Genomic DNA, 14596 nt, shown 5'->3' with positions numbered 1-14596 from the left:
GAGACCACCATGGCATTTCTGAGGGGGCTCTTCCTGGTGCTACTGCTGACCTCGGGCGCCTTTTTTGTGCACTTTCTGGCCACTGGGCAGCAGCGTTACAAATTGATCGGTCTGCGCGTGCTGCGCTGGACGCTGGTCGCAGCCTTCATCTTCTTCGGCGTATTGGCGCTGGAAAACTTCCTCTAGCCCACACGGCGACCCGCAACCGCGGGAGGGCGGGCTATGGCGATTGCCATGCCGTGTTGGGCGGCGTACTATTGGTTACACACGGCGTTCGCGCCAGCCTGTCAACCCACCAGGAAGACGTACGCAAAATGAAAATGACCAGTATCAAATTCCGTTTGAACGTGCTGTTCGTGCTGATCATTTCGGTGTTGCTGATGGCTTTTGGCGCCGTCAACTATGTGAAGACCAAGGCCGCATTGGAGGCCACGTCCAACAACCAGGTTGATGCAACGTTGAGCCGCATGGGCGCCTCTTTGCCGAATTCTTTGTGGAACTTTGACAAGGCACAGATCGAACAGAACCTGGCCTCGGAGATGTCGTCCTCCTTCATCGTGGGTATCACCATCACCAATGGCGAAAAGATGCTGGGCGGCAGTGCACGCGATGCCGATGGCAAGATCGTGCAGGTGACCCAGATGCCGGTCGCCGACTCCACGAAGAGCGTGGACTTGGTCTATGTAGACAGCGGCAAACCTAACGCCGTGGGCAAAGCCACGGTATTTGTGTCCTACGACGAGATCAAGAAGGCGCTGCGTTCGGAGCTGGTCTGGGCGGTGCTTCAGATTCTGGTGCTGGACGTCATCATCGTGCTGGTGCTGTCGCGCATCCTCAGCACCGTTGTGCTGGCGCCGCTGGCGCGCATTGGTGAAGCGTTGCAAGACATCGCCGTGGGCGACGCCGACCTCACCAAGCGCCTGCCACGCGGCCAGTCGGACGAGTTCAACGCGGTCACCGATGGCTTCAACACCTTCATCGAACGCCTGCAACAAATCATCACACAGGTGAGCGGCAGCATCACGACTATCTCTCACGCTTCCGACGAGATCGCCAGCGGCAATATGGACCTGTCCTCGCGCACCGAGTCACAGGCCAGTTCTCTGGAGGAAACGGCCGCATCGATGCAAGAGATGACGGGCACCGTCAAGCAAAACGCCGAAAACGCGCAGACTGCCAACCGCATGGTGCAGAACGCGGCCGAAGTGGCGTCGCGCGGCGGCGCCGTCGTGTCGCAGGTCGTCACGACGATGGGGTCCATCAACCAGTCGTCGCGCAAGATCGTCGACATCATCAGCGTCATTGATGGCATCGCATTCCAGACTAATATTCTGGCGCTGAATGCCGCGGTCGAGGCCGCACGGGCTGGTGAGCAGGGGCGTGGCTTTGCCGTGGTGGCCAGCGAGGTGCGCAGCCTGGCCGGGCGCTCGGCTGCGGCAGCCAAAGAGATCAAGGGCCTGATCGACGAGTCCGTCAACAACGTGGGCATAGGCACCAAGCTGGTCGACGAGGCCGGTGCCACGATGACCGAAATCGTGGACAGCGTGCGCAAGGTGACCAGCATCATGGCCGAGATCCAGTCCGCCAGCGAAGAGCAAACCCTGGGCATCAGCCAGATCAACGAGGCGGTGCGGCAGATGGACAACAACACGCAGCAGAATGGCTTTGGTGGAGGAGGCAGCTGCCGCTGCAGCCTCTATGCAATCACAGGCTGCCAGTTTGGCATCTGCAGTAAGTGTCTTCACATTGGGCCATTCTTCAAGCGCTTTGGCTCTGCGTTGATAGAAGAGGTCCCGGAATTTTTGCCAGGAGGAGTTCGTGATGATGAAACCAAAACTGTTACTCGTGTCGCTGTTCGCTGTGGTGGGCTCCGCTCCCGCATGGGCCGGTAATTTTTCCGTAGGCGTGGAAGGCCATGACTACCTGCCGATTTCAAAGGGAGAGGGCGGCACGTATAGCGGTTACGCACGCGATATTCTTGATGCCTTCGCCGCCAAATACGGCCATACCTTTACCTACAAGCCACTGCCCGTTTCACGTCTGTTCGACGAGTTCGCGATCCAGAAATCGGTGGACTTCAAGTTCCCGGACAACGCTTACTGGGCAGCGGACGCGAAAAAGGGTATTGCTATCCACTACAGCAAGGGCTTGGTCGCCGTCACGGAAGGCCTGCTGGTATTGCCCGCCAAGAAGGGCAAGGTCCCAACTGTGACCAAGATGGCCACGCTGCGCGGGTTTACGCCGTTCCCATACCTGGACCAGATCAATGCCAAAAAAATCGCAGTAACAGAAGTCAACGCTGCCGATGCGGCGATCAGCATGGCGGAAGCCGGGCGGGTCGACGGCGTCTATCTCGGAGTGCTGGCTGCCAACCACATCATGTCGGAGGGCATGAAAAAGCCCGGCCTCTTGGTGCTGGACGACACATTGCCCAAGAGCACCAATGATTTCTCACTGTCCAGCATCGGCCACCCCGAGGTGATCAAGCAGATGGACGAGTTCCTGGCCAAGGAAAAAGACATGGTGCAAAAGCTCAAAGCCAAGCACAAGATCATTGAATAGGCCTGCAGGGCGGAGCGTGGCGGCCACAGACAAGGGTCAAACGGCGTGCAGGCGGCCTGTCGACCCCGCCGGATTCGGGTAGGGCATTTATCGGCTGCGTCCGTCTCTGTAGTTCCCGCCGATCTTGCCGCCCAGCCCGGTGGCCTGTGCCAACCGAGCCATGGCGCCACCCGCATGGGCGTGGGTGATGGCCATGCCCAGCGCGTCGGCCGCGTCAGGGCCGGGCAGCCCGGGAAGGCTCAGCAGGCGCTGCACCATGGACTGGACCTGTGTCTTGTCGGCCCGCCCATAGCCGACCACAGCCTGTTTCATCTGCAGGGCTGTGTATTCGGCCACCTGGAGGTCGCTGGAAACCAGCGCGGTGATACAGGCGCCACGGGCCTGACCCAGCAACAGGGTGGACTGGGGGTTGACGTTGACGAACACGATCTCCACCGACGCGCAGTCGGGGGTGTAGCGCTGCACCACCTCGCGTATGCCGTCAAACAACACCTTGAGCCGCTGGGGCAGGGCACCCACTTCCAGGTGCTGCGTGCTGATCGTGCCGCTGGCCACGTAGCTGAGCGCAGAACCCTGCGCGTCGATGACGCCAAAGCCGGTGGTGCGCAGTCCAGGATCAATGCCCAGTATTCGCATGCTATAGTTTTAGTAGCTGCTCACGCGCTCTGCACGGGGGCTGCAGGCCTAAACATTAAAATACCACCGCGCCGAATGGAAGAACACCGGTGCTGCAAAGCACAGGGCGTCCACACGGTCCAGCAGGCCGCCGGCACCGGTGACGGACTGCCCCTCGGCGCCCCAGCTGGGTATGCCGCGGTCGCGTTTGAGCGCCTTCATCACCAGGTGCCCGAGTGAGCCGGCCACGCAGGCCACGAAGGCAGCCGCGAACGCGGTACCCGGCACCCACGGCGTGATACCGGCCAGCAGCGCGCCCAGCAGGCTGCCGGTGGCAACGCCAATGCCCCAGCTGCGCCAGTTGAAGCTCTTGCTGATGGCCGGTGCCACCGGCGGCCGTTGCAGCCGGCGCGACGCGAAGTGCTGCGTCACCATGCAGACCTGCACCACGAACACCAGGAAGAACACCAGAAAAGCGTTGCGGTTGTCATAACCAGGGAACTTCAGCAGCAGCAGCGCGGGCACATGGCTGATGCCGTAGATGCAGACCATGATGCCCCACTGCAGCTTGGCGTTGCGCTCCAGAAAGCGCAGTGGGTCGTTTGCCAGTGCGCTGGTCAGCGGCAACGCAAGGAACACGTAGACAGGGATGAAAACGGCAAACAGGTCGAAGTGGCCGCTGCCAATCAGCCAGTACTGCACCGGCAGCACCACGAAGAAAGCCAGCACCAGACTGCGGTGGTCACCCAGCCGCGTCGGCGACAACGTCAAAAACTCGCGCAGTGAGAAAAACGACACCAGGCCAAACAGCGTCAGCGCCACGCCTTCGCCCGCGATCCAGCTCACCCAGAACACAAACACCATCAACCAGCTGGTGCGGATCATCGCGGAAACGTCTTTCAGTTCCTTGCCCAGCCTTTCGGCGTGGGGCGCATCGCCGTGGTCGCGCACCGACAGCAGGAAGGTGACAACGCTGGCCGTCAGCAGCAGGCCGAACACGATGACGAACAGCGCGCCGATCTGCTGCGTGGGGGTCAGGTTCTTGAGGTAGAAATACATAGCAGCGAACGATTGTGGGCGTGGGGGTGCATGTTTCTATACGTCGCGCAGCGCTACGACAGCAGCGCGGGCCCGCTCCAGAAACACCCGCCGGTTTTCGCCCTCTTCCAACTGCATAGGTGCGCCAAAGGTCACCGAGCACAGCACCGGTACCGGCACGACCTCGCCCTTGGGTAGCACGTGCTGTACGTTGTTGATCCACGCCGGTATCAGCACGACGTTGGGACACTTGAGCGCCAGGTTGTACAGCCCGGCCTTGAACGGCTGGGGATCACCGGTGAAGCCGCGCGTGCCTTCGGGGAACAGGATGATGGAGTCGCCATTGGCCAGCGCCTCGAACAGTGGCTCCAGCGGGTCTTCGTCGCTTGTGCGGTCGCGCGACACATAAATCACATTGAAGACCGCCGTAGTCAGCCATTTCTTGAACGGCGTCTTGGTCCAGTAGTCTTTGGCAGCAATGGCCCGCGTCACGCTGCGCAACTCCAGCGGCAGCGCCGCCCAGATCATCACCAGGTCGGCGTGGCTTTGGTGGTTGGCAAAGTAGATGCGTTGCTCAGCCTTGGGTGGACAACCATGCCAGCGGGCCTGCGAGCCGGTCAACACCCGGATCAGGCCCAGCAGAAAGTAGCTCATTAACTTGGCAAGCATGGGCGGATGATACAGAGCTATGTGACGCTCTGATGTGGGTTTCTACGAGGGCTGGGTTGGCGCTGTTGGATCGCGCTGATGCGGAGGCTGGCTGCTCTGCGCCGTTCGTGTCCCCCGGCCTTCGGCCTCCTCCTTTACCTCACTTTGCAGAACACCCAGCCTCCGCATCCGAAGGTGTTGTGCGCCTGCTGCGGGGCAAGCTACACCAGCACCGATCAGGGCAGCTGCGCATCCCCCATCCGCCCCGCAATCACTCCAGCCCGGCTTCCCAAATACCCCGAATTGGGCAACTTCTCGTAATACCGCGGCCGCGGCAGCATCACTGCCAACCGCGCGGCTTCGTACGCGCTCAGTTGTGAAGCTGGCTTGCGGTAATAGTGCTGCGCGGCAGCCTCGGCACCAAACACGCCTTCACCCCATTCCACGCTGTTGAGGTAAATCTCCAGAATGCGTTGCTTGCTCAGCAAGTGCTCGAGCAGCACCGTCAGAACCAGCTCCTGGCCCTTGCGCACCAGCGTGCGCTCGCCGGACAAAAACAGGTTCTTGGCCAATTGCTGTGTGATCGTGGAGCCACCCACGATCTTGGGGGGCTTCGGCACTGCGGCTACCTTCGCGGGATTGGCGGTGGGCTTGGCTGGCGCCTGCTTGGCAGCCCGGGCCTCGGCCTTGGCGTTCTTCTCCCAGGCTTTTTCCAGCGCATCCCAGTCCACGCCCTCGTGGTTGGTGAAGCTGTCGTCTTCCGACGCAATGACCGCGCGCTTCAGGTTGTCGGAAATTTGTTTGTAGGGCACCCACTGCTGGCGCCAGTGCAGGCCGCCCTTGTCATTGGCCAGGCGCCAGGCTTCGGAGCGTTGGAAGCTCGTGGACTGCGGCGCCACGACGGCCATGGCCGCGATGCGCGCCACAAAATACAGCTGCAGCGCCAGGAAGGCGATCATCAACAGCCCAAGCCAACGCGCCAGGGTTTTCATGGCTACTTCTGCGTGGAGATGGAGGCTTCCAGCGTCTCGTCGCGCGTGAACTTGAAGCGCGATACCACCAGAATCTGGTCCGCCTGGCGGCGCATGGCGGGGCTGAAGTTGCCAAACGGCCCGGCGGCGCGGGCAATGGCGGCCGCTGCACGGTCCAGCGCGCGGTTGCCCGAGCTTTCCACGACTTCGGTGTCCAGCACACGGCCGTTGAAATTGACGGTGACGATCATCGTCAGCTCGCCATACAGCTTCTTGCTGGCCGATTGCGGAAAGTTTTCGGTGCCCTTGTCTTCGATGGCGTGGCGCAGCGCGTCGTAGTACACGGCGTACACCTCTTCACGCGCAGCCGGGCTGATGTAGCGCTTCTTGGGCCGCGCATTTTCCTGGTTGATGCGGCGTTCGATTTCGGCCAGTATCTTGACCAGCTGGCGGCGCTTTTCTTCGCGCTCCATCTGCTCGGTCTTGGTCGCGGCCTGGTTGGGGTCTGGTGGGGGCAGTGCGGCCAACTGGCTCTTGACCTGGGCCAGCAGCAGGGTTTGCTGCTCTTGCAGCGTATGCAGTTTCTGAGCGGCTTCTTCTTCCGTCGCATCACCGAAATCGGTCAGCGCGGAAGGCGGTAGCGGGCTGGTGGCGCGGCCCTTGTCGGCATCGCCGCCGCCGGCCAGAGAATTTTGCGCGATGACCTGGGCCTTGTCGGGCTTCTCGTTGGTCTTGGCGTTGACCAAAATCACTTCCATCGGCATGTCCTCGAACACGCGGTTGAAGGCGTCAGGATCGACAAAGCGCACCGTCAACAGCACCGCATGCACCGCAACGGATGCAACGAGGGCAATTTGAAGGGTGCTGAAGGACCGCAGGTTCACGGAGCAGGATTATCCACGGCGGCCTCGGCTGCATCAGAAGGTGCTTCGCTGACGTCGACTGCAATCGCAATCGGGCCACTGACCTCGTCATCATCACCGTCATCGTCTGCCTCGTCCGAAGAGGCGTCTGCGGTCGGTGTATCCAGCCGCTCCAGCACCGTGCCGTTGATGTCCAGTGTGATCAGGTCCATCTCTCCCAGCTTGACACGCACCCGCGCGCCGCGCGGCAGGTTTTGCGCACCCATGACGGGCAGCACCAGCGGCAGCGTGTCGGCACGCACCATGTTCTCTTTGAAGACCGTGGCCTCCAGCTCAGTAATGCCATTCTGCTGCAGATAGCGCAACGTCCAGAAACGCTCCATGCCGCCCTGGTAGCCGTTGTACGCGCTGTAGGCTTCATCAAAGCTGGAGATGATGGAGAACAGGCTGGCGTCCTTGGGCTTGAAGGGCGCGGCCAGCGCCGCCGTCTTGCCGTGCTGCACGCAGGCAATGATCTGCCACTGGTTGACCAGATCCACATAGCGGCGCAGCGGCGAGCTGCTCCAGGCATAGCTCTTGACACCAATGCCGGCGTGCGGCTGGGCCTTGGTGCCCATGCGCACCTTGACGCCGGGTGCCAGTGACGCCTGGCTGCGGTAGATGCCGGGCACGCCCAGCTCGGCCATCCAGCTGCCCCAGGTGCTGTTGGCCAGGATCATCGCCTCAGCGACGATCAGGTCCAGCGGCGCGCCGCGTTGGCGGGTGGTGATCTGCACGGTCTCGTCACCCTGGGGTTCGTTGCCGTCGTTACCGACCAGGCGGAAGTTGTAGTCCGGCCGGTTGAAGGTCTCGGGCTTGCCGCGCACGAATTCACGTTTGGCCTTCAGGTCTTTGGCCAGGCGGTATAAAAATGATAGCTGCTCACGCAAGGCTGGCAAGGGATGGGGCGTGTTTTCGTGTTGGAAGGCTGTATCCAGAAGCCATTGTTCGGTGACGATCCCATCCAGCTTGTCGTGGCGCAGGTTGTGCGCAATCGGCACACGCTCGATCTTGGATTCGTGGCCCTTGATCTCCAGCGTGGCTTCGTCCAGCGTCACATACAAAGAGAGCGCCGGGCAGTCGCGATCGGCCTGCAGCGTATAGGTCTGCACCAGCGCATCCGGCAGCATCGTGACCTTGTAGCCGGGCATGTAGACGGTGGACAGGCGTGCACGGCCCAATTGGTCCACGACGTCTCCGGGCTGTATCGCCAGGCCGGGCGCAGCAATGTGGATACCCAGCGTGACCGTGCCACTGCCCAGACCCTGCACCGACAGCGCGTCGTCGATTTCGGTGGTTTGCGAATCGTCGATGGAGAAGGCCTGCACCGCCGCCAAGGGCAGATTCTTGCCGTCGACGGCTGGCGCGGCAATTGCGGGAAAGCCCGTCCCCTTGGGAAAGTTCTCCAGCAAAAAGCGTTTCCAGTGGAACTGGTAGGGCGACGCAATGGCGCCTGACTTTTGCAGCAGCGCCAGCGGGGCCGTGTTGGTGGCGCGCGATGCCTCTACGACGGCCTTGTACTCCGGCGCGTTCTTGTCGGGCTTGAACAGAATCTTGTACAACTGCTCGCGGATAGCCGCCGGGCACTGGCCCGCGCCCAATTCAGTGGCCCACTGCGTGATCTGCAGCGCGACCAGCTTCTTCTTCTCAATCGCGGCCAACGCCTGTGCGATGACGTCGGCAGACGCCTTGCGGAAGCGCCCCTTGCCGGCGCGGCGGAAGTAGTGCGGTGATTCAAACAACCGGAACAGCATCGCCGCCTGCTCGGACAACGGGGCCTGCGCGGAGAAATATTCGCGGGCCAGATCGGCAAAGCCGAATTCTTCGTTGGGAGCGAATTCCCAGGCCATTTCCAGCTCGATGTTCTGGCTGGCGGCCTGCGCCGCAGCCACAAACTCGGCCGGCGAGGGCTTCTCAAACTTCAGCAGCATGTTGGCGGTTTTGACCTTGACGCGCTTGCCGCTGTCCAACTCCACCTGCGCCGAAGCCTCCGCTTCAGACAGCACCCGACCGGCCATGAATTTTCCGGCTTCTTCAAACAATACAAACATAGGGCGGCATTGTCCCACGCCTCCAGCGCCCACTTTGAGGTGGGGGCAGCGACCCGCATAGTGGCGTAGCGTGGGGGCCATATTTCTGTTACCAACTTCCCCTGTTTATGGGAGTTTGCGCCGCGCCGTATGGCTATATGCTTGGGGCCTGTCAGAATTGGCGCCCCACAGGACGCTGTGGCGATAAGGGAGTGCAGACCGTGTGGCGAGTATTGATTGTTGAGGACGACACCCAGATGCGGTCGTTTTTCGCCGGCAGCGTGCAGCGCAGCGGGCAGCTGACGCTGGTTCACAGCGCAGCCAGCGTCGCCGAGGCCAAGGCCTGGCTGGACGATACGACCCAGCCCGTGGATGTGCTGCTGACCGATCTGGGCCTGCCCGACGGCAGTGGCCTGGACGTAATACGCCATGCGCGCCTGCGCCACCCCGACTGTGAGGCCCTGGTCATCTCCATGTTTGGCGATGAGGACAATGTGCTGTCCAGCATCGAAGCCGGCGCACTGGGCTATATCCACAAGGACGCCGCGCCCGACGATATTGCCACCACCATCCTCGAGATGAAGGCCGGCGCCTCGCCGATTTCGCCGATGATTGCGCGCCGGGTGCTGTCTAAGTATCGATCGATGCACACCAATATCGCCCTAGCCCCCGTAGATATTGCGCATAGCGCTATCAAAATGGAAGTACCCGACCCCAGCAAGGGTTTGCTGTCGCGCCGTGAGCAGGAGGTGCTGGAGTTGGTATCCCGCGGCTTCTCCTATGCCGAGATTGCCGACCAGAAAAATCTGAGCGTTCACACCATACAGACCCACATCAAGAGCCTTTACGGCAAGTTGGAAGTGCATTCCAAGATGGAAGCCGTGCTGGAGGCCACCCGCATGGGCCTGCTGCCACGGCGTGCCGAGGCCGCGTTCTCGAAGTAAGCGCTTCTTCTGCCCCATGGGCCACGCCGGGCGCCCCACTGCGGGATAATCGCGCCACTGTATGGCCTCTGTATTCGATAAACCCTCTGTTTGGCGGCGCATTGCGCCCTGGTTCCACGGCTTTGACGGGCCGTTGGCCTTCGCTGTGTTCATATTGGCCTGCGCCGGCTTGTTGACTATGTATTCGGCCGGTTTCAACAATGGCACCCGCTTCGAGGACCACGGCCGCAATATGCTGATCGCGGCGAGCATCATGTTTGTGGTGGCCCAGATACCGCCGCAGCGCCTGATGACAATGGCTGTACCGCTTTACACAGTGGGTGTAGCCCTGCTGGTGGCGGTTGCCCTGTTCGGTATTTCAAAAAAAGGCGGCAAACGCTGGATTAACCTGGGGATCACGATACAGCCCAGTGAAATTCTCAAGATCGCTATGCCGTTGATGCTGGCATGGTGGTTCCAGAAGCGCGAGGGCCAATTGCGCCCTTTGGACTTTGGCGTCGCAGCCCTGCTGCTGGGCGTGCCTGTAATTTTGGTCATGAAGCAGCCAGACCTGGGCACCTCGCTGCTGATTTTGGCGGCCGGCCTTTCGGTGATCTTTTTTGCCGGCATGAGTTGGAAACTTGTCATCCCTGCGGTATTGCTGGCGGCGATCGGCATTACGCTGATTGTGGTGTTGGAGCCATCGCTGTGTGCCGATGGCGTTCGCTGGCCGGTGCTGAAGGAATACCAACAGCAGCGCATCTGCACGCTGCTGGACCCCACGCGCGATCCGCTGGGCAAGGGCTTTCACATCATCCAGGGCATGATCGCCATCGGCTCGGGAGGCGTCAGCGGGGTAGGTTTCATGAAGGGCACGCAGACCCACCTGGAATTCATTCCCGAACACACCACGGACTTCATCTTTGCCGCCTACTCCGAAGAGTTCGGCCTGATAGGTACGCTGTTTTTGATCTTGGCCTTTATCTTCCTGATCTTGCGCGGTCTGGCCATTGCGCTGGACGCGCCTACGCTGTTCTCGCGCCTGCTAGCTGGCAGCGTGACGATGATTTTCTTCACCTACGCCTTTGTCAACATGGGTATGGTCAGCGGAATCTTGCCCGTCGTGGGTGTGCCGCTGCCCTTCATCAGCTATGGCGGCACGGCCATGGTGACACTGGGGCTGGCGGTGGGGATCCTGATGGCCATTTCAAACTCTAAACGGCTGGTGCAGTCCTGACAGGACCACCTTCGCCCCCTATTTGTTGACTTGAATCCCGTGCCCGCACGGGTTGCCGATCGCGCGCCTAGAATCGCTACATGATTGCACGCGAACCTACCATCGAACGCTTGGCCATTGCCCAGCGCCTCTTGCTCACCCCTTTTGGTCTGGATGAGTCCCACTTGACCCGCGCCCTGAACGAGATCAAGGCGCACCAGGTTGACGAGGCCGATCTCTACTTTCAGTACACGCGCTCCGAGGGCTGGAGTTTGGAAGAGGGTATCGTCAAGACTGGTTCCTTCAGCATTGACCAGGGCGTCGGTGTGCGTGCGGTCAGCGGCGAGAAAACTGCCTTCGCCTATTCTGACGATATTTCCGAAGCCAGCCTGCTGGACGCCGCCCGCACCGTGCGCACGATCTCCAGCGCGGCCCAGACCAAGCGGACCAAGGTGGCCACACCCAAAATAGCGAAATCGCGCTCGCTGTACACCGGGCATGACCCCATCTCCACACTGGACAGCGCGACCAAAGTGGCGCTGCTGGGCAAGGTCGAAAAGCTCGCCCGCGCCAAAGACAGCCGTGTGTCCCAAGTCATGGCAGGCCTGGCCAGTGAATATGACGTCGTCATGGTGGCCCGCGCCGATGGCACGCTGGCCGCCGATGTACGCCCGCTGGTGCGCCTGTCGGTCACGGTGATTGCCGAGCAGAAGGGCCGCCGCGAAGTCGGTTCGGCCGGTGGCGGTGGCCGTTTCGGCCTGGCTTATTTTGACGACGCCCAGATCGAAAAATATGTGGACGAAGCCGTGCACGCAGCACTGACCAACCTGGAAGCGCGCCCGGCACCTGCAGGCGAAATGACGGTGGTCCTGGGGTCCGGCTGGCCCGGCATCTTGCTGCACGAAGCCATCGGTCACGGCTTGGAAGGCGACTTCAACCGCAAGGGCTCCAGCGCGTTCAGCGGCCGCATCGGCCAGCGCGTTGCCGCCAAGGGCGTGACCGTGCTGGACGACGGCACGCTTGCAGACCGCCGCGGTTCGCTGAATGTGGACGACGAGGGCAACACCAGCCAGCGCACCGTATTGATCGAGGACGGCATCCTGAAGGGTTATATCCAGGACGCGATGAACGCGCGCCTGATGGGCGTGGCCCCCACGGGCAATGGCCGCCGCGAAAGCTACGCCCACGTGCCAATGCCGCGCATGACCAACACCTATATGTTGGGTGGCGACAAGGACCCCAAGGAAATCGTCGCCAGTATCAAGAAGGGCCTGTATGCCACCAACTTCGGCGGTGGGCAAGTGGACATCACGTCCGGCAAGTTTGTGTTCTCCGCCTCTGAGGCTTACTGGGTTGAAAACGGCAAGATCTTGTACCCGGTCAAGGGTGCCACTATTGTCGGCAGCGGGCCGGAGTGCCTGAAGCGGGTCAGCATGATCGGCAACGACATGAAGCTTGACAGCGGGGTGGGTACCTGTGGCAAGGAAGGCCAGAGCGTGCCGGTGGGCGTAGGCCAACCGACTCTGCGTATCGATGGTTTGACGGTGGGTGGAACGGCTTGACAACGCTTGACATACTTTAGAAGGGCATGTGAGCATGGCGTCTGACATGAGCACAGAGCCGCAGCCCGCCAACCCCACGCCAGAGACCGAGGATTCGACCGCCCCCCAGGCGGGTCCCTCGGCGGACCCAACGGTCGGAGCGCAGCCACTGGTGCATTCCCTGGCGCCCTCGCATTCCCAGTCGCAATCCCAGTCGCACAGTTTCCAGTCGTTTGGCGAGTACAGCCAGTTTCTGCGCTCGGCAGTAGCCGACGAAGAATCGCTACAAGTCGGGGAGAGCCTGCAAGCGCTGGCTGTGCAAATCGAAGCCTTGGTGGCCATGCTGCAACAGGGCAATACGGAGCCCAGGCCCCTGTCGCTGGCACTGATCAACCTGGTCGGTGACTTGCGTACGCATAGGGCACTGCTGCTTGGGCTAAGCGCCGATTGGCACAGCAACTACGAGTTTGACGCCCACTTCGCCGCGCTCAACCACTTCCGCATCCTCGTCACGCAGTGGGCGATGGAGGCGGCGCCGCCCCGCAACAGCGCACCGGTGCTGACGGACTTCGATCTCAATGCATGGCGGGTGCTCGGCGCAGGATCGCTGCTGCTGGACGTTTACGAGCAATCACGCCTGGCCTCTGCATCCATGCCGGATGAGGAACGCGTGCCACTTTCGGTCTGGAGCCGTTGGAGTGCCTGGTGGAAGCGCCGCCAGATCAAGCGCACCGTCGTGCGCCAAGAGGGCCGCCGGGGGCGCCGCAAATCCGACTGACCGGTCTCTTTCGAGGGGTCAAAAACAACTGTGCTACATTCCAGCCCATGCATTTCGGTCGTTTTTACTTTAGCTACTTTTGGTTCTCAAGCGCTTTTGGCGGTAGAGAGATCTGAACGTACCTGAACACCAGACGTCCCAAATCCTCATCAAACCGCCGGCTCCCGGCGGTTTTTTTTTGCCCGTTCACTTCTTTTCCTTTTGTTCAACTTGTTCACCTCAGGAGCCACCCGATGACCGCAAATGCCACTCCCACATCCGACGCCTGGTATCCGCATGCGCCCCAGCAGACCGACCGCACCAGCCAGACCGATGACGAACGCATCAAGGACATCACCGTGTTGCCCCCACCCGAGCATTTGATCCGCTTCTTCCCGATCCAGGGGACCGCGGTAGAGAAGTTGATCACCCAAACCCGCCACACGATCCATAACATCATGGGCGGCACTGACGACCGCATGCTGGTGGTGATCGGACCCTGTTCCATCCATGACCCGGTAGCCGCGCTGGACTATGCGCGCCGCCTCAAGGCCCAGCGCGAGAAATACAAGGACACGCTGGAAATCGTGATGCGGGTCTATTTTGAGAAGCCTCGTACCACCGTCGGATGGAAAGGCTTGATCAACGACCCCTACCTGGACGAAAGCTTCCGCATCGACGAGGGCCTGCGTATCGCCCGGCAGTTGCTGATCGAGATCAACCGCCTGGGGTTGCCCGCTGGTAGCGAATTCCTGGACGTGATCTCGCCGCAGTACCTGGGTGACCTGATTGCCTGGGGCGCGATTGGCGCGCGTACCACCGAAAGCCAGGTGCACCGTGAGCTGGCTTCCGGCTTGTCTGCGCCGATTGGTTTCAAGAACGGTACTGATGGCAATATCAAGATCGCCACGGACGCCATCCAGGCCGCAGCCGGTGGCCACCATTTCTTGTCGGTCCACAAGAACGGCCAGGTGGCAATTGTGCAGACCAATGGCAACAAGGATTGCCACGTTATCCTGCGTGGGGGCAAAGCGCCCAACTACGACGCCGCCAGCGTTGCTGCCGCTTGCAAGGACCTGGAAAAAGCCCAATTGCCTGCAACCCTGATGGTGGATTGCAGCCACGCCAACAGCAGCAAGCAGCACGAAAAACAGGTCGAAGTGGCCCGCGATATCGCCAACCAGGTCGCAGCCGGTTCGCGCAGCGTGTTTGGCGTCATGGTGGAGAGTCACCTCAACGCCGGTGCGCAGAAGTTCACACCGGGCAAGGACGACTCCAACGCGCTGGACTATGGCAAGAGCATCACCGACGCCTGCCTGGGTTGGGATGATTCGCTGCAGGCGCTGGACCTGCTGTCGGAAGCGGTCAAGGCACGGCGCGCACGCTGAGCGCC

Annotated in this window: 13 protein-coding genes and 1 pseudogene; 8 read left to right on the top strand and 6 right to left on the bottom strand. The window is 61.3% G+C overall.

Annotated elements, in window-relative coordinates:
- Positions 1–9: 9 nt before the first annotated feature.
- The 3 genes and pseudogenes from AC097P_RS22260 (at position 10) to AC097P_RS22250 (ending at position 2562) form a co-directional block, all read left to right on the top strand.
- Positions 10–186 carry a hypothetical protein gene (locus tag AC097P_RS22260; RefSeq protein ID WP_479612628.1) on the top strand — a complete coding sequence of 59 codons (177 nt, stop codon included), beginning with the start codon at positions 10–12 and terminating at the stop codon, positions 184–186.
- Positions 187–893: 707 nt separating this feature from the next.
- Positions 894–1782, top strand: a pseudogene (locus tag AC097P_RS22255) (methyl-accepting chemotaxis protein); the annotation flags it as partial.
- 39 nt (positions 1783–1821) lie between these two features.
- Positions 1822–2562, top strand: a complete 741-nt coding sequence (locus AC097P_RS22250; RefSeq protein ID WP_479612627.1) for a substrate-binding periplasmic protein — start codon at positions 1822–1824, stop codon at positions 2560–2562.
- 87 nt (positions 2563–2649) lie between these two features.
- Here the strand turns inward: AC097P_RS22250 and ruvC are convergent, their stop codons facing one another.
- The 6 genes from ruvC to AC097P_RS22220 form a co-directional block, all read right to left on the bottom strand.
- Positions 2650–3198, bottom strand: a complete 549-nt coding sequence (gene ruvC, locus AC097P_RS22245) for a crossover junction endodeoxyribonuclease RuvC (RefSeq protein ID WP_479612626.1) — start codon at positions 3196–3198, stop codon at positions 2650–2652.
- Between the two features lie 48 nt (positions 3199–3246).
- On the bottom strand, positions 3247–4236 hold the full coding sequence (locus AC097P_RS22240; protein WP_479612625.1) for a phosphatidate cytidylyltransferase: 990 nt from the start codon (positions 4234–4236) through the stop codon (positions 3247–3249).
- A gap of 36 nt (positions 4237–4272) precedes the next feature.
- Positions 4273–4884 (bottom strand): lysophospholipid acyltransferase family protein, encoded by a 612-nt coding sequence (locus AC097P_RS22235; protein WP_479612624.1) that lies wholly within the window; start codon positions 4882–4884, stop codon positions 4273–4275.
- A 215-nt stretch (positions 4885–5099) separates the two neighbouring features.
- Positions 5100–5855, bottom strand: coding sequence for a transglycosylase domain-containing protein (locus tag AC097P_RS22230; protein WP_479612623.1), 756 nt, complete (start codon positions 5853–5855; stop codon positions 5100–5102).
- Positions 5856–5857: 2 nt separating this feature from the next.
- Positions 5858–6712: an energy transducer TonB gene (locus AC097P_RS22225; RefSeq protein WP_479612668.1), complete on the bottom strand. Its 855-nt coding sequence runs from the start codon at positions 6710–6712 to the stop codon at positions 5858–5860.
- Between the two features lie 2 nt (positions 6713–6714).
- Positions 6715–8787, bottom strand: coding sequence for a ribonuclease catalytic domain-containing protein (locus tag AC097P_RS22220; RefSeq protein ID WP_479612622.1), 2073 nt, complete (start codon positions 8785–8787; stop codon positions 6715–6717).
- Positions 8788–9023: 236 nt separating this feature from the next.
- On the opposite strand from AC097P_RS22220, the gene AC097P_RS22215 reads away from it, so the two are divergent.
- From AC097P_RS22215 to AC097P_RS22195, 5 genes are all read left to right on the top strand, one after another.
- Positions 9024–9710: a LuxR C-terminal-related transcriptional regulator gene (locus AC097P_RS22215; protein ID WP_479612667.1), complete on the top strand. Its 687-nt coding sequence runs from the start codon at positions 9024–9026 to the stop codon at positions 9708–9710.
- Between the two features lie 61 nt (positions 9711–9771).
- Entirely contained in the window at positions 9772–10926 is a 1155-nt protein-coding gene (gene rodA / locus AC097P_RS22210) for a rod shape-determining protein RodA (protein ID WP_479612621.1), read from the top strand.
- A gap of 80 nt (positions 10927–11006) precedes the next feature.
- Positions 11007–12467, top strand: coding sequence for a metalloprotease TldD (tldD, locus tag AC097P_RS22205; protein ID WP_479612620.1), 1461 nt, complete (start codon positions 11007–11009; stop codon positions 12465–12467).
- 46 nt (positions 12468–12513) lie between these two features.
- Complete coding sequence (locus tag AC097P_RS22200; RefSeq protein WP_479612619.1) at positions 12514–13224, top strand: hypothetical protein; 711 nt, start codon at positions 12514–12516, stop codon at positions 13222–13224.
- Between the two features lie 233 nt (positions 13225–13457).
- Complete coding sequence (locus tag AC097P_RS22195) at positions 13458–14591, top strand: 3-deoxy-7-phosphoheptulonate synthase (RefSeq protein ID WP_479612618.1); 1134 nt, start codon at positions 13458–13460, stop codon at positions 14589–14591.
- Positions 14592–14596 lie beyond the last annotated feature (5 nt).

Source organism: Rhodoferax sp. ZS1R8 (assembly GCF_056521325.1).
This window is presented reverse-complemented; position numbering and strand designations above follow the sequence as displayed.

Bases quoted from the DNA above. Each gene is read 5' to 3' on its own strand.
- AC097P_RS22235 (WP_479612624.1), bottom strand. From the start codon at position 4,884: ATGCTTGCCAAGTTAATGAGCTACTTTCTGCTGGGCCTGATCCGGGTG.
- AC097P_RS22230 (WP_479612623.1), bottom strand. From the start codon at position 5,855: ATGAAAACCCTGGCGCGTTGGCTTGGGCTGTTGATGATCGCCTTCCTG.
- tldD (WP_479612620.1), top strand. From the start codon at position 11,007: ATGATTGCACGCGAACCTACCATCGAACGCTTGGCCATTGCCCAGCGC.
- AC097P_RS22220 (WP_479612622.1), bottom strand. From the start codon at position 8,787: ATGTTTGTATTGTTTGAAGAAGCCGGAAAATTCATGGCCGGTCGGGTG.
- AC097P_RS22260 (WP_479612628.1), top strand. From the start codon at position 10: ATGGCATTTCTGAGGGGGCTCTTCCTGGTGCTACTGCTGACCTCGGGC.
- rodA (WP_479612621.1), top strand. From the start codon at position 9,772: ATGGCCTCTGTATTCGATAAACCCTCTGTTTGGCGGCGCATTGCGCCC.
- AC097P_RS22250 (WP_479612627.1), top strand. From the start codon at position 1,822: ATGATGAAACCAAAACTGTTACTCGTGTCGCTGTTCGCTGTGGTGGGC.
- AC097P_RS22215 (WP_479612667.1), top strand. From the start codon at position 9,024: ATGCGGTCGTTTTTCGCCGGCAGCGTGCAGCGCAGCGGGCAGCTGACG.
- AC097P_RS22195 (WP_479612618.1), top strand. From the start codon at position 13,458: ATGACCGCAAATGCCACTCCCACATCCGACGCCTGGTATCCGCATGCG.
- AC097P_RS22200 (WP_479612619.1), top strand. From the start codon at position 12,514: ATGAGCACAGAGCCGCAGCCCGCCAACCCCACGCCAGAGACCGAGGAT.
- ruvC (WP_479612626.1), bottom strand. From the start codon at position 3,198: ATGCGAATACTGGGCATTGATCCTGGACTGCGCACCACCGGCTTTGGC.
- AC097P_RS22240 (WP_479612625.1), bottom strand. From the start codon at position 4,236: ATGTATTTCTACCTCAAGAACCTGACCCCCACGCAGCAGATCGGCGCG.